Genomic DNA, 12,779 nt, shown 5'->3' with positions numbered 1-12,779 from the left:
CCCCCATGCAATTTGCACCCGTCGAACCCGTCAATGCCGTGGTGCCCCCCACGCTGCTGCCGATCGACCCGCGCAAGGCGCCCGTGGTCGGCGGTCCGGACGGCCTGCCCGCCGTGGCACCCGCGCAGTTGACGCCCGAGGGCCTGCGCAGGCGCTTCGCGGCGCCGCCGGAGTGGACGCCCGAGCTTCGGCGCGAGCCCCGCATGACCGATCGCGCGCCCGCGCAGGCGGCGGTGCTGGTGCCCATCGTGCAGCGTCCGCAAGGCGCGACCGTGCTGCTGACCGAGCGCACGGCGCACCTGTCGAATCACTCGGGCCAGGTCGCATTTCCAGGGGGCCGCGTCGATCCGGAAGACGCGAACATTGCGGCGGCTGCGCTGCGCGAGGCCTGGGAAGAAGTGGGCTTGTCCGCCCAGTTCGTCGAGGTGCTTGGAAGCCTTCCAACCTACACCACCGTCACTTCGTTCGTCGTGACGCCCGTGGTCGCACTCGTGAAGCCCGACTTCGAGCTGGCCATCAATCCCTACGAAGTGGCACTGGCCTTCGAAGTGCCGCTGGCCTGGCTCATGGACCCGGCCAACCACCGCCGCCATACCGTGCCCGCGCCGGACGGCACGCGGCGCGAGTGGTACTCGATGCCCTATCAAGACGGCACGGAAGAACGCTTCGTGTGGGGCGCGACTGCCGGCATGCTGCGCAATCTCTACCGTTTTCTCAGCGCCTGATCGGGTCCCGGCCTGAACCGCCGGGCTCCCTCGCTATCATCGAAGGATGAGCTTCTTTGCCATCCTGTGTGCGTTGCTGATCGAGCAGGTGAGGCCGCTCGCCTCCCACAATCCGGTGTATGGCGGCGTGCTGGCATGGACGCGCTGGACCAGCCGCAACTTCGACGCCGGCAAGCCGCATCACGGATGGGTCGCCTGGGGCCTCGCGGTGCTCGTGCCTACGCTGTTGACGCTCGGCATTCACCTGCTGCTGGTGTACACGCTGGGGCTGCCTTTCGCGGTGCTCTGGAGCATTGCGGTGCTCTACGTCACGCTCGGGTTCCGGCAGTTCAGCCATCATTTCACCGACATTCGCGATGCGCTCGACGAAGGCGACGAGCCGCTCGCGCGCTCGCTGCTGGCGCACTGGCAGGGCGTGGACGCGGCCGAGCTGCCGCGCAGCGAAATCGTGCGCCACGTGATCGAGCATTCGGTGATTGCGGCGCATCGCCATGTGTTCGGCGTGCTGGCGTGGTTCTCGATACTCGCCGCCATGGGGCTGGGGCCGGCCGGCGCGGTGTTCTATCGCATGAGCGAATTCGTGTCGCGCTACTGGATGCACAAGAACGGCGCGGCGGTGCAGCCTTCGAGCGTCTCGGTGCAAAAGGCCGCTGATCGCGCCTGGCATGCGATCGACTGGCTGCCCGCGCGCATCACCGCGCTGGGCTTCGCCGTCGTCGGCAGTTTTGAAGAAGCGATCGATTGCTGGCGCAACGATGCACGGCGCTTTCGCAGCGAGAACGACGGAGTGATTCTCGCGGCGACCTCGGGTGCCGTGAACGTGCGCCTGGGCGGTGGAGCGCTCAGCCCCATTCCGGTCACCGACCCGCTGCCGCGTGCGCAAGCCGGGGATTCGATGGCCGATGACCGCCCGCCCGACAGCGGCAGCACGCCGGGCCGCGAGCCCGAGCCCGGCCATCTGCGCAGCGTGGTCGGCCTGGTCTGGCGCTCGGTCGTGATGTGGATGGTGCTGCTGGCCTTGCTCACGCTGGCTCGCCTGCTCGGCTGAGCGACCCGGAAAAAGCGCCATGACCACCGCAGTGCCGGCCTACTGGAGCCCGCGCGTCGGCGCGCTCGAACCTTATGTGCCCGGCGAGCAGCCGCGCATCGCGAATCTCGTCAAGCTCAACACCAACGAGAACCCGTACCCGCCGTCGCCGCTCGCTGTCGAAGCGATCCAGCAAGCGGCGGCGAACGGCCTGGAGCGCTACCCCGATCCCACCTCGCTCGCGCTGCGCGAGGCGATTGCGCGGCGGCACGGCCTCCAGGCCGATCAGGTCTTTGCCGGCAACGGTTCGGACGAGGTGCTCGCGCATGCATTCTTCGCCTTCTTCCAGCAAGCCGAACCATTGCTGATGCCCGACGTGAGCTACAGCTTCTATCGGGTCTATGCGCAGCTCTACGGCATCGGCTGCGAACTGCTGCCGGTCGACGAAGGCTTGCGCATCGAGGTCGATGCCATGGCAACCAGAGCCCGCCGCGGCTGTGCGGGGCTCGTTATCGCCAACCCCAATGCGCCCACCGGCATCGGGCTGCCGCTCGCGCGCATCGAGCAACTGCTCGCCGCGTGCCCCGAGCGCGTGGTGCTGGTGGACGAGGCGTATGTCGACTTCGGCGGCGAGAGCGCGCTGCCGCTCGTCGGAAAGTATCCGAACCTGTTGGTGGTGCAGACCTTGTCCAAGTCGCGTTCGCTCGCCGGGCTGCGCACCGGCTTTGCCTGCGGGCAGGCGCACCTGATCGACGCGCTCGTGCGCGTCAAGGACAGCTTCAATTCCTATCCGCTCGACCGGTTGGCCGTGGCGGGCGCCGTAGCTGCGTTGGAAGACGAGCCCTGGTTCAACAGCACGCGCGACAAGGTCGTCGATACCCGCGAAGGCCTCAGCCTGCAGCTCGAAGACCTGGGCTTCGAAGTCTTGCCCTCGCAAACCAACTTTGTGTTCGCGCGCCATCCGCAGCGCGATGCGGCCGAGTTGGCGGCGCTACTGCGCGAGCGCGCAGTGCTGGTGCGGCATTTCAAGCAGCCACGCATCGCGCAGTACCTGCGCATCAGCATCGGGACGCGGGAGCAGTGCAGCGTGCTGGTGCAGCGCCTGCAGGAAATCCTGCTCGAAAACACTTGAAGGAAACGCCTTGTCGATGTTGACCACCACCGAGGAGCTGCGCGCGGCCGCATGCACCGCCTTCTGGCAGGCCGTGAGCGCCAATCTCCGGAGATTGAATGACTTGACCGGGCGCGACCTGGTCGACGCGCTGAACGAACTGCTGGCACCGTTCTTTCCGGATCTGGCTGCCGAAGTGATGGGCGATCCGCCTCGGTTCACGCTCGTGCTGACGGCGCATGGCTCCAAGGACCACTTCGAGGACCTGATGGCGCTGGTAGGGAGCGCCCCTGCCTTGCCGCAGGTCGAAGTGGAAGCATTCCGCCGTCGGGTCGACGAGGGCTTCAGCATGCGGATGAACGACTTCGAGCTGGCCAGCTCCGACGTGCTGGTGAAGCATGAGCCCTACCGGGGCCTGGTGGCGCTGGAGATCGGTTTCGCCAAACCGATTCCCATGGACATGCAGGACCATGCGCGCCACATGAGCTTCATCATGCTCGACCACATTTTGGGCGAGTACGACTTCGCAGTGAAGATCGGGCCCGTCGACTTTGTCGACGCGGGCGATCAGGCTTCATTCGACGGCGTGCCGCTCGACGAATTCGCGCCCGTGTTCGATGCCTGCTGGCGCGGCGAGCTCGGCCACACCGGCGTGTTCCCGGGCGGCGAGCACGCCTGGTCCAGCATTTCAGCCACGCGCGAGGCCGAAGACGGCAGCGAGATCAAGGCGGTCGTGACTCGCAACGATGCCGCCAACGCACTCGTGGCCCGGGCGGACCTGTCGCACCGCTTCTGCGCAGCCGTTCCGGTCGACTCGAGCGAGCAACTCGAGCAGGCGCAAAGCCACGAAGAGCGCTTGACGATGCTGCTGCAAAAGCACGAGGAGGGCTGCTGCACGCACGTGGTGCTGGAGCAGGGCATTCGCACCGTCAGCTACCAGGTTGCCGACCCCTTCGCAGCTTTGGCGCACGCGCGATCGCTCGAAGCGGGTACGGGCCTGTCGGTCACGCTGGATGTCATGTTCGACCCGGCATGGGACGCCTACAGGGAGTGGCTCGACGAGCCTCAGTAGCGCGACTGGCTGAGCTCAGCAAAGAGCTCGCCATAGATCCTGTAGCGCGTGGCGCTGATCGGCCCCGGCTTGGCGGGCGAATCTACGTTCGCGATCACGCCGCAGCCCGGCTCGTGCAGATGGGTGCAGTTGTAGAACTTGCAGTCGTTCGCATGCTCGGCAATGTCGGGCATCAGGCTCGCGAGCTGCATCGGCGCGATGTGATTGAGCCCGAATTCCTGAAAACCCGGCGAGTCGATCAGGCCGGTGGTGCGTGCTTCGTCGACCCAGTACCACGTGGTGCTCGTGGTGGTGTGCTTGCCCGAATTCAGCGCCTGCGAAATTTCGCCGGTCAACGCGGTGGCGCCAGGCACCAGCAGGTTGATGAGCGTGCTCTTGCCGGCGCCCGAAGGGCCCAGCACCAGCGTGCTCTTGCCCGAAAGCAGTTTCATCAGCGATGCGTAGTCGGCTTCGCCAGACGCCTTGAGCGAGAGCGGCAGCACGCCATGGTGCATGCGGCGGTAGGGCGCGAGCTTGTTCCACGCGCGTTCGAAGGGTTCCGCGAGGTCGCTCTTGTTGAGCGCGATGATCGGCGTGATGCGTTGGGCCTGGGCGGCAATCAGCGCACGCGCCAGCTGATGCTCCGAAAATTCCGGCTCGGCCGCGATCAGGATCAACACATGGTCGAGATTGGCCGCGAACGACTTGGTGCGGATCTCGTCCTGCCGGTAGAAGAGGTTGCGGCGCGGCACGACCTCTTCGATGGTGCCTTCGTCTTCGCTCGCCTGCCAGCGCACGCGGTCGCCGACCACGGCCTGGCTCTTTTTGCCGCGCGGATGGCAGATCAGGCGTTCGCCCGCGGGTGTTTCGACCAGGCAATGGCGCCCGTGGCTCGCGATGACCAGGCCGTCGAGAAGAATGCGCGCGGAGGTGCCGGCCCCCTTGGCGGGGGTGCGGCCCGGCTTAGCCAACGGCGAGTTCCCTCATCACGGCGCCGGGCTGGCTACGAGCGCATCGGCCTGGCGCGCGCAATCGAAGTCCGTGACCGAAAGTCCGCCGACATCGTGCGTGTTGAAGCGCACGGCGCAGCGGTTGTAGTGCACCGACAGGTCCGGATGATGGTCTTGCGTATGGGCGATGAAGGCCAGCGCATTCACGAACGCGATGGTCTCGAAGTAGTTGGCGAAGGTAAAGGTCTTCTCGATGGCGACGTTGGCGCCGTCGCCGCTGAGCTTCCAACCGTCGAGCTTGGCGAGACCGGAAACGATCTCGGTGGCGCTCAGCGCGTGGCGTGGAATGGCTTTCCAGTCTTTGGGCTTGAACATGCTGCTCATGGTCTCGGCTTCCGGGGAGATATATCGTTGTTCAGGCCGACGCCATGCGCGCCAGGCGCTCGGAGGCCGGAGGGTGGGAATAGTAGAACTTGACGAACACCGGGTCGGGCGTGAGCGTCGACGCGTTGTCCTGGTAGAGTTTGAGCAACGCGGCCGACAGGTCCGCGCCGCTGGTTTGCGCCACCGCATACGCATCGGCCTCGAACTCGTGCTTGCGCGACAGCAATGCCGACAGCGGCGCGACAAAGAAGCCGAACACCGGGACCGCGAGCATGAACAGCAACAGCGCGAGTGCGTTGTTCGGCGCTGTGGCCGCCATGCTGGGCTGCACGCCCAGCCCCGTATAGAACCAGGCCTGGGTCGACACCCAGCCCAGCAGCGCGAAGCCCGCGAGGCTCAGCGCAAACATCGCGACCAGCCGCTTCACGACGTGGCGGTGCTTGAAATGGCCGAGTTCGTGCGCGAGCACGGCCTCGACTTCGCTGGCATTGAGCTGGCGCAGCAGCGTGTCGTAGAACACCACCCGCTTGCTCGCGCCGAAGCCCGTGAAGTACGCATTGGCGTGGGCGCTGCGGGTGCTGCCATCCATCACGAACAGGCCCTTGGCGCGAAAGCCGCAACGCTTCATCAGCGCCGTGACGCGCTCCTTCAGCGTAGGGTCGTCGAGCGGCTTGAACTTGTTGAACAGCGGCGCGATGAACATCGGAAAGACGACCATCATCAGCAAGCTGAAGCCCATCCATGCCGCCCAGGCCCAGAGCCACCAAGTGGTGCCGGCGGTGCCCATGATCCACAGGATCAGCGCCGCGATCGGCAGCCCGATGGCCGCGCCGATCAGCGTGGAGACGATGGTGTCGCGCAGCCAGAGGCGAAACGTCATCTTGTTGAAGCCGAAGCGCTCTTCGAGCCTGAAGGTCTGCCAGAGCGTGAAAGGCAGTTCGAGCAAGCCGCCGATGGCCGCGAAAGCCGCCAAGAGGGCCAGCTGCTGCACCATGCCGCCGCCGAGCCAGGCCAGCAGCAGCTTGTTGAGCACATCGAGGCCGCCCAGCAGTGTCCAGCCCAGCAGCAATGCCGTGCTCCACGCCATCTCGACCATGCCGAAACGGGCCTTGGCAACGGTGTAGTCGGCGGCCTTCTGGTGGGCGGCGAGGGTGATGGTGTGTTCGAAAGCGGCCGGCACGGCGCCGCGATGCCGTGCGACATGGCGCACTTGCCGCGAAGCGAGCCAGAACTTCACGAGCAGGCCGGCGACCAGTGCAGCCGCGAAGGCAGTGGTGAAGATGAGCGAATAGGACATGAAGCGTCGAGTTTAGCCCTCGGGTCCGGCCGGCGCAGACCTTCGACGACAATCCTGTAATGCCCGAATCCCTTGACCCCACGATCGTCACGACCACCCCGGTTCTGAAGAAAAGCGACCAGAACCTGGTCTGGCTCGACTGCGAAATGAGCGGCCTCGACCCCGAGAAAGAGCGCCTGCTCGAGATCGCCGTGGTCGTCACCGGCCCCGACCTCACGCCCCGCATCGACGGGCCCGTGCTGGTCATTCACCAGAGCGACGCGGTGCTCGACGCCATGGACGCCTGGAACAAGGGCACGCACGGCCGCAGCGGCCTCATCGACAAGGTGAAGGCTTCCACGTTCGACGAAGCCGCGGCCGAGCAGCAGTTGCTGGAATTCATCGCCAAGTACATTCCCCGCAGCGGCTCGCCGATGTGCGGCAACACCATCGGGCAGGACAGGCGCTTCCTGGTCAAGTTCATGCCCAAGCTCGAGGCGTACTTTCACTACCGCAACCTCGATGTGAGCACCCTGAAGGAGCTTGCCAAGCGCTGGAAGCCCGCTGCCTACAGTTCCTTCAAGAAACAGCAAGCGCACACTGCGCTGGCCGATGTGCACGAATCGATCGAAGAGCTCGCGCACTACCGGGAAACCTTCCTGCGACTAACGGATTAGGTAAAAACCCCGAGCCGTGCCATAATCGAAGGCTTCGCTGATCCGGGTTCCGGTATTTTGGGTTTTCTGGTCAGCGTCTCTTGCATCTCCCTATCTTGCACACCGCGCCCGATCGCATTCGCTGATCAAAAAGGGCCGCAGCCTCCGGCGTAAGCCAGAAGTTGAATGTCGTTGGATGGTTGATGTTTTTAACCACCAACGGGGCGCCGCCTTCGGCAGCGCTCGCGTTTGAGATTGATATTCACATGACCGACGCTTTTGAAGCGCAGGGCGAGTTCGCGCCTGTGCAATCCACCAACAACAACGAATTCATCGCCGTCGCGGACACCGTGTCCGAAGCGCCGATCCTCGAGGCGCTCGACGCCGCTGCTCCCGAAGCTGCCGTGGCCGAGGAAGCCCGCATTCCCAACGGCTTCATCAAGCTAGGCCTCGCGCCGGAACTGATCGCCGCCGTGGCCGACCTGGGCTTTACCCAGCCCACCACCGTGCAAGACAAGGTGATTCCCCTCGCCATGGGCGGTGAAGCCGGCCAGGACGGCAAGGCCCGTTTCGTCGACCTGATGGTCTCGAGCCAGACCGGTTCGGGCAAGACCGCCGCTTTCCTGCTGCCCGTGCTGCACACGCTGCTCAAGCGCCAGGCCGAAGCCGAAGCCGAAGCCAAGGCCGAATTCCAGCGCCTGGCCGCCGAAGCCGCAGCCCGCGGCGAAGCCGTGCCCAAGAAGCCGAAGCGCAAGGACCCGACCAACGCGCGCCATTTCAAGGCCGCCACCCCTGGCGCCCTGATCCTCTGCCCGACGCGCGAACTCGCGCAGCAAGTTGCGCACGACGCCATCGAACTGGTCCGCCATTGCCGCGGCCTGCGCGTTGCCAACGTGGTGGGCGGCATGCCTTACCAGCTGCAGATTGCCAAGCTGCAGAACGCCGACCTCGTGGTGGCCACGCCCGGCCGCCTGCTCGACCTGCAGCGCTCGCAGCAGCTCAAGCTCGACCAGGTCAAGTTCCTGGTGGTCGACGAAGCCGACCGCATGCTCGACCTCGGCTTCTCGGATGACCTGGCTGAAGTGAACCAGCTCACCATCGAGCGCCAGCAGACCATGATGTTCAGCGCCACCTTCGCGCCGCGCATCCAGCAGCTGGCCCAGCGCGTCATGCGCGAGCCGCAACGCATCACGATCGACAGCCCGCAAGAGAAGCACGCCAACATCAAGCAATCGCTGTACTGGGCCGACAACAGCCAGCACAAGCGCAAGCTGCTCGACCACTGGCTGCGTGACACCAGCATCAACCAGGCGATCGTGTTCGCCAGCACGCAAGTCGAGTGCGACGGCCTCGCCAACGACCTGCAGCAAGAAGGCTTCAGCGCCGTGGCGCTGCACGGCGCCCTGAGCCAGGGCCTGCGCAATCGCCGCCTGATGGCGCTGCGCCAAGGCCAGGTCCAGATCCTGGTGGCCACCGACGTTGCCGCCCGCGGCATCGACGTGCCGACCATCACCCACGTCTTCAACTTCGGCCTGCCGATGAAGGCCGAGGACTACACCCACCGCATCGGCCGCACCGGCCGTGCAGGCCGCGACGGCCTGGCCATCACGTTTGCCGAGTTCCGCGATCGCCGCAAGATCATGGACATCGAGCAATACAGCCGCCAGCAGTTCAAGGCTGAAGTGGTTGCCGGCCTCGAGCCGCAACAGCGCATGCCGCAATCGCGCCCGCCGATGGGCGAGTACCGCGGTGGCCGTGGCGACAACCAGTCGCGCGACCGCAAGTTCGGCAATGGCGGCGCAGGCGGCGGCGGTGGTTACCGCGGCGGCAATGCCGGCGGCAACAGCGGCGGCTACGCCGGTGCCAGCGGCTTCAACGACCGCAACGCACGCGGTCCGGCCCAGGGCCAAGGCCCCCGCGGCTTCCAGGGCGGCAACAACGCCGGCTTCGGCGGCGGTCGCGACGACGGTGGCAGCAACGGCGGTGGCGCAGGCTACGGCCGCAAGCCGGGCTGGGGCGACAGCGCTCCGCGCGGCGGCCAGGGCCATGGCCACCACGGTGGTGGCCGCGGCGAAGGCGGCGGCTTTGCGCCCCGTGAAGGCTTCGCACCCCGCGAAGGATTCGCTCCGCGCGGCAATGGCGCAGGCCATGGCGGCCCGGGCAAGGTCTTCGTGCCCCGCGACGCCCAGAAGCGTGCGTTCAAGCCCACGCGCTGATGCATTTCGGAGCGGCCCTACGGCCGCTTCGCCCCAAAAAAAAGCCCGCGCTTCGCAAGAAGCGCGGGCTTTTTCGTTGCGGGTTTTGAAGGAGCGCTTTTCAGCTGGATCGATCGACGCGTAAATTCATGAAATCCGCCGAAATCCATCGAGTGCCGTCAACGTACTGGTCAGCAGTGCCGCGCTCGCCTGCTCATATCAACCTGATGTGCCGCAAGCAGTAAAATGGTTCAGAACTAAATCATTCAGGTATGCACGCAAATTCATTGACCGGCCGCCATGCCCTCGTGACCGGGGCCGCGCGCGGCATCGGGGCCGAAATTGCCCGCACCCTCGCGGCCGAGGGCGCAACGCTGACGCTGCTCGGGCGCGACCTCGGTGCGCTCGAGCGCGTGGCTGCGTCGCTCGCGGGCCAGGGTCACGGCGTCGCCGCCGCCGATGTGGCCAACGCGCAGGCGGTGCAGTCGGCCGTTGCGCTCGCGCGAGCCGAGCGCGGGCCGCTCGCCATCCTCGTCAACAACGCGGGTGCGGCCGAGAGCGCACCCTTTCTCAAAACTTCGGTGGAACTCTGGCAACGGATGCTGTCGGTGAATCTCACCGGCAGTTTTCTGTGCGCGCAAGCCGCGCTGCCCGACATGCTCGAAGCCGGGTGGGGCCGCATCGTCAACATCGCGAGCACCGCGGGCCAGAAGGGCTATGCCTACGTGGCGGCCTATTCGGCGGCCAAGCACGGCGTGATCGGGCTCACACGCTCGCTCGCGCTCGAAGTGGCGCGCAAGGGCGTCACGGTGAACGCGGTATGCCCCGGCTACACCGACACCGACATCCTGCGCGCGAGTGTCGCCAACGTGGTCGGCAAGACCGGCCGCAGCGAGGCCGATGCATTGGCCGAATTCTCCAGCGTCAACCCACAACGGCGCATCGTGCAGCCCGCCGAGGTGGCCGACGCGGTACGCTGGCTCTGCGGCGAGGGTGCGGCATCCGTCACCGGCCAGTCGGTTTCGGTGTCGGGCGGGGAGGTGATGTGATGCGCAACGATGCCTCGCACGCCGCGCTCAGCGATGCCGAAGAACTCGGTCACGAGGCCCGCGCCGGCCGCGAAGACCACGCCATGCTCAGGCTGTGGCTGCGCATGCTCGCAAGCACCACGCAAATCGAGGCCGAGATACGGCGCCGGCTGCGCGAGCGCTTCGGCATCTCGCTGGCGCGTTTCGACTACATGGCCCAGCTCTACCGCTATGAAGAGGGCCTCAAGATGCGCGTGCTGTCGCGCTACCTGATGGTGACCGGCGGCAACGTCACGGGCCTGACCGACGAGCTCGAGCGCGATGGCCTGGTGGCGCGCGCGCACAGTCCCGATGACCGCCGCTCGTGGATCGTGAGCCTCACGCCGAAGGGCCGCGCGAGCTTCGAAACCATGGCCAAGGAACACGAGCAGTGGATCCTGGAGATGTTCTCGGGCCTCGACATGAAGACCGTCAAGCAGATGCATACGCAGCTTGGCCAACTGCGCGTGCACGTGATGCGCAGCGAGCCAGCCGGCGAGGAGGGTTGACGATGAGCAACGGCGAAAGCGGAGCGGGCCTGGCCGAGTTCCAGCGCCCTCGGATGATCCGATTTTCCGATTGCGATCCAGCGGGCATCGTCTTCTATCCGCAGTACTTCGTCATGCTCAACGGCCTGGTGGAAGACTGGGTGGGAGAAGGGCTCGGCATCGACTACCACGCGCTCATTGCCGAGCGGCGCATCGGCCTGCCTACGGTGCGGCTCGAGGCCGACTTTCGCGCCGTGAGCCGCATGGGCGACCACGTCGCGCTGGGCTTGGCGGTGGAGAGGCTGGGTTCGCGCTCGATGACGCTCGTCTTGCGCTGCTTCGACCCGGCGAGCGGCGAACTGCGCATGCAGGTGAAGCAAGTGCTCGTGACCACCTCGCTCGACAGTCATCGCGCCGTGGAGATACCGCAGGACTTGCGCGCGGCCATCCTGCGCACATCGCCTTCTTCTACTGCCGTCTGAAGCGAGAAACGACTGACCCGGTTGTTGATGGCGAGCGGAGAACCGCAGTGCCCAGAGTGGCAGGAGGTCAGCGGCTGAAGCCCCCGAAAACGCCGTAGGCGACGATCCCCGCGGTTGCCAAGCCACCGATGATCAGGCAGATCACCTTGGTGGCGCGACCGCTGCGGCGTTTCGAACGGGTCCAATGTTCCGGACCAATCAGGTCGATGGGAACAGTGGGTTTGCCAAAATCGGAAGCCTTTTCCATGAGAGGAAATATAGCGCAGGCGGCAATGTTGCCGGCCCTCCGGCGCACTCGGCCGGCCTCGATTCGCGGTGCCTCGAGAGGCAGACAAAAAAATACCCGCCAAGGCGGGTGCAACGAGCTTGAGCTTCGACCTTATGGTCCCCCATCGTCGTGGTTCTTGTTCTTTTTGCGATGCGTGACAGCAAGTCTGACGATGCCATGCCCAGCTGCCCATCCGTGCGAGTCCGGAGGGCTGACGGAGAAATCAGTTGATAAAAATGTGAAATAGTGCCGTATGAACAAAGAAATCATCTGCGAAAGCCTGAGGCGGGCGTTGGAAAGCTGGGTTCGCCACGCTTCCGCCGAGCAACTGTGGCAAGTCCACCAAGAGGGTGGGCTGGGTGCTTCCATCACGGTGGAGGGCGATGCCGTTCATGCCCGCGTCGAGCTTGGCGGTCCGAGCAATCCATTGTCGGATCTGGGCCGAACCGACGGGCGCCTGCCCGTCACAGAAGCCTTTCTCGGCGAGAGCACCGTGTGGGGCACCCCGCCCCCGCAGGGCGATCCAGCGCGCGAGCAGTGGTTCTTGTCCAGCGAACTGGCCCAGGAACATGCGCGGCGATATCTGCTTTCGGAGGTGAGCGAGAACCGCGAGTTGCTGTCGCGCTTCGCGGAGCAGTGGTTGGCGGGCTGACCAGAGCCCAGTGGCTCGCTGCCGGCGACAGGCGGACAGACCAAAGAAAGGCGTTCATCGGCCGACCCGTGGGCCGAGAGGACGATCACCACGCCGCAGCATGGCTTTCCGCAGGCACCGGCGTCGGCCTGCTCGCATCGGCAGGGGGCCCGCCGATGCCGGTGGCAAACCAGCGGAAGGTGTTCGTCCGGTGATCGCTGCGGCCCGTGGCGCGCACAAACAGATAGCCCGATGTCGCATTGCCCAGCTCGTCGACTGGAATGCCCGCGGATCGAAGCGCCGCGAGTTCCTCGCTGGCGCTCATGTCGAGCGGCAACAGCAGCGTGATCGTCGCGTTGTGGATGATTTGATTGAGCATGGCGTTCACCCCTGTTCGAAACCCAGGAGCTTCCGTCTTTCCGAGCTCATCAGTGTGGCCGACCGGGGTAAAAAATGTGACCTTTTCAC

General features: G+C 65.7%; 15 protein-coding genes. 10 read left to right on the top strand and 5 right to left on the bottom strand.

Features of this window, described 5'->3' with window-relative positions; translation table 11 throughout:
* Positions 1-5 precede the first annotated feature (5 nt).
* Genes QFZ42_RS17675 through QFZ42_RS17660 form a run of 4 tightly spaced genes read left to right on the top strand, consistent with a single transcriptional unit; the run spans position 6 to position 3,935 of the window.
* Positions 6-725 carry a CoA pyrophosphatase gene (locus tag QFZ42_RS17675; RefSeq protein WP_307702204.1) on the top strand — a complete coding sequence of 240 codons (720 nt, stop codon included), beginning with the start codon at positions 6-8 and terminating at the stop codon, positions 723-725.
* 46 nt (positions 726-771) lie between these two features.
* A complete protein-coding gene (locus QFZ42_RS17670; protein WP_307702203.1) occupies positions 772-1,773 on the top strand; it encodes a CobD/CbiB family protein in 1,002 nt (333 codons plus the stop codon).
* 19 nt (positions 1,774-1,792) lie between these two features.
* On the top strand, positions 1,793-2,884 hold the full coding sequence (hisC, locus tag QFZ42_RS17665; RefSeq protein WP_307702202.1) for a histidinol-phosphate transaminase: 1,092 nt from the start codon (positions 1,793-1,795) through the stop codon (positions 2,882-2,884).
* 16 nt (positions 2,885-2,900) lie between these two features.
* Positions 2,901-3,935 carry a hypothetical protein gene (locus QFZ42_RS17660; RefSeq protein ID WP_307702201.1) on the top strand — a complete coding sequence of 345 codons (1,035 nt, stop codon included), beginning with the start codon at positions 2,901-2,903 and terminating at the stop codon, positions 3,933-3,935.
* Here QFZ42_RS17660 and rsgA read toward each other — a convergent pair.
* The 3 genes from rsgA to QFZ42_RS17645 are packed head-to-tail and all read right to left on the bottom strand — an operon-like array spanning position 3,929 to position 6,545.
* Complete coding sequence (rsgA, locus tag QFZ42_RS17655; RefSeq protein ID WP_307702200.1) at positions 3,929-4,885, bottom strand: ribosome small subunit-dependent GTPase A; 957 nt, start codon at positions 4,883-4,885, stop codon at positions 3,929-3,931. The two genes, QFZ42_RS17660 and rsgA, sit on opposite strands and share 7 nt — an antisense overlap.
* A 15-nt stretch (positions 4,886-4,900) precedes the next feature.
* Entirely contained in the window at positions 4,901-5,248 is a 348-nt protein-coding gene (locus QFZ42_RS17650; protein ID WP_307702199.1) for a 4a-hydroxytetrahydrobiopterin dehydratase, read from the bottom strand.
* Between the two features lie 31 nt (positions 5,249-5,279).
* The gene (locus QFZ42_RS17645; RefSeq protein WP_307702198.1) at positions 5,280-6,545 is read right to left on the bottom strand and encodes a M48 family metallopeptidase; all 1,266 of its coding nucleotides are present in this window, start codon (positions 6,543-6,545) and stop codon (positions 5,280-5,282) included.
* A 59-nt stretch (positions 6,546-6,604) separates the two neighbouring features.
* Between QFZ42_RS17645 and orn the strand changes: the two genes are divergently transcribed.
* From orn to QFZ42_RS17620, 5 genes are all read left to right on the top strand, one after another.
* Entirely contained in the window at positions 6,605-7,201 is a 597-nt protein-coding gene (gene orn, locus QFZ42_RS17640; protein ID WP_307702197.1) for an oligoribonuclease, read from the top strand.
* A gap of 245 nt (positions 7,202-7,446) precedes the next feature.
* Positions 7,447-9,396, top strand: a complete 1,950-nt coding sequence (locus QFZ42_RS17635) for a DEAD/DEAH box helicase (RefSeq protein WP_307702196.1) — start codon at positions 7,447-7,449, stop codon at positions 9,394-9,396.
* A 251-nt stretch (positions 9,397-9,647) separates the two neighbouring features.
* Entirely contained in the window at positions 9,648-10,424 is a 777-nt protein-coding gene (locus QFZ42_RS17630) for an SDR family NAD(P)-dependent oxidoreductase (RefSeq protein WP_307702195.1), read from the top strand.
* On the top strand, positions 10,424-10,951 hold the full coding sequence (locus QFZ42_RS17625) for a MarR family winged helix-turn-helix transcriptional regulator (protein WP_307702194.1): 528 nt from the start codon (positions 10,424-10,426) through the stop codon (positions 10,949-10,951). The genes QFZ42_RS17630 and QFZ42_RS17625 overlap by 1 nt, the downstream gene beginning before the upstream one ends.
* Positions 10,952-10,953: 2 nt before the next feature.
* The gene (locus QFZ42_RS17620; protein ID WP_307702193.1) at positions 10,954-11,412 is read left to right on the top strand and encodes an acyl-CoA thioesterase; all 459 of its coding nucleotides are present in this window, start codon (positions 10,954-10,956) and stop codon (positions 11,410-11,412) included.
* A 67-nt stretch (positions 11,413-11,479) separates the two neighbouring features.
* On the opposite strand, the gene QFZ42_RS17615 is transcribed toward QFZ42_RS17620, so the two are convergent.
* Complete coding sequence (locus QFZ42_RS17615; protein WP_307702192.1) at positions 11,480-11,659, bottom strand: hypothetical protein; 180 nt, start codon at positions 11,657-11,659, stop codon at positions 11,480-11,482.
* Between the two features lie 274 nt (positions 11,660-11,933).
* Between QFZ42_RS17615 and QFZ42_RS17610 the strand changes: the two genes are divergently transcribed.
* Positions 11,934-12,332, top strand: coding sequence for a hypothetical protein (locus tag QFZ42_RS17610; RefSeq protein WP_307702191.1), 399 nt, complete (start codon positions 11,934-11,936; stop codon positions 12,330-12,332).
* Positions 12,333-12,417: 85 nt separating this feature from the next.
* Here QFZ42_RS17610 and QFZ42_RS17605 read toward each other — a convergent pair whose 3' ends face one another.
* Positions 12,418-12,690, bottom strand: a complete 273-nt coding sequence (locus QFZ42_RS17605; protein WP_307702190.1) for a hypothetical protein — start codon at positions 12,688-12,690, stop codon at positions 12,418-12,420.
* Positions 12,691-12,779: the final 89 nt, after the last annotated feature.

The organism is Variovorax paradoxus, assembly GCF_030815855.1.
In the GTDB taxonomy this organism is placed as follows: domain Bacteria; phylum Pseudomonadota; class Gammaproteobacteria; order Burkholderiales; family Burkholderiaceae_C; genus Variovorax; species Variovorax paradoxus_M.
Note: the sequence above shows the minus strand (reverse complement) of the source record. Positions and strands in the feature narration are given on the sequence as shown.

What these genes read in the sequence shown, in the direction of transcription:
- QFZ42_RS17675 (WP_307702204.1), top strand. Translation starts at nt 6, where the DNA reads ATGCAATTTGCACCCGTCGAACCCGTCAATGCCGTGGTGCCCCCCACG.
- QFZ42_RS17670 (WP_307702203.1), top strand. Translation starts at nt 772, where the DNA reads ATGAGCTTCTTTGCCATCCTGTGTGCGTTGCTGATCGAGCAGGTGAGG.
- hisC (WP_307702202.1), top strand. Translation starts at nt 1,793, where the DNA reads ATGACCACCGCAGTGCCGGCCTACTGGAGCCCGCGCGTCGGCGCGCTC.
- QFZ42_RS17660 (WP_307702201.1), top strand. Translation starts at nt 2,901, where the DNA reads ATGTTGACCACCACCGAGGAGCTGCGCGCGGCCGCATGCACCGCCTTC.
- QFZ42_RS17650 (WP_307702199.1), bottom strand. Translation starts at nt 5,248, where the DNA reads ATGAGCAGCATGTTCAAGCCCAAAGACTGGAAAGCCATTCCACGCCAC.
- QFZ42_RS17645 (WP_307702198.1), bottom strand. Translation starts at nt 6,545, where the DNA reads ATGTCCTATTCGCTCATCTTCACCACTGCCTTCGCGGCTGCACTGGTC.
- orn (WP_307702197.1), top strand. Translation starts at nt 6,605, where the DNA reads ATGCCCGAATCCCTTGACCCCACGATCGTCACGACCACCCCGGTTCTG.
- QFZ42_RS17635 (WP_307702196.1), top strand. Translation starts at nt 7,447, where the DNA reads ATGACCGACGCTTTTGAAGCGCAGGGCGAGTTCGCGCCTGTGCAATCC.
- QFZ42_RS17630 (WP_307702195.1), top strand. Translation starts at nt 9,648, where the DNA reads ATGCACGCAAATTCATTGACCGGCCGCCATGCCCTCGTGACCGGGGCC.
- QFZ42_RS17625 (WP_307702194.1), top strand. Translation starts at nt 10,424, where the DNA reads ATGCGCAACGATGCCTCGCACGCCGCGCTCAGCGATGCCGAAGAACTC.
- QFZ42_RS17620 (WP_307702193.1), top strand. Translation starts at nt 10,954, where the DNA reads ATGAGCAACGGCGAAAGCGGAGCGGGCCTGGCCGAGTTCCAGCGCCCT.
- QFZ42_RS17615 (WP_307702192.1), bottom strand. Translation starts at nt 11,659, where the DNA reads ATGGAAAAGGCTTCCGATTTTGGCAAACCCACTGTTCCCATCGACCTG.
- QFZ42_RS17610 (WP_307702191.1), top strand. Translation starts at nt 11,934, where the DNA reads ATGAACAAAGAAATCATCTGCGAAAGCCTGAGGCGGGCGTTGGAAAGC.
- QFZ42_RS17605 (WP_307702190.1), bottom strand. Translation starts at nt 12,690, where the DNA reads ATGCTCAATCAAATCATCCACAACGCGACGATCACGCTGCTGTTGCCG.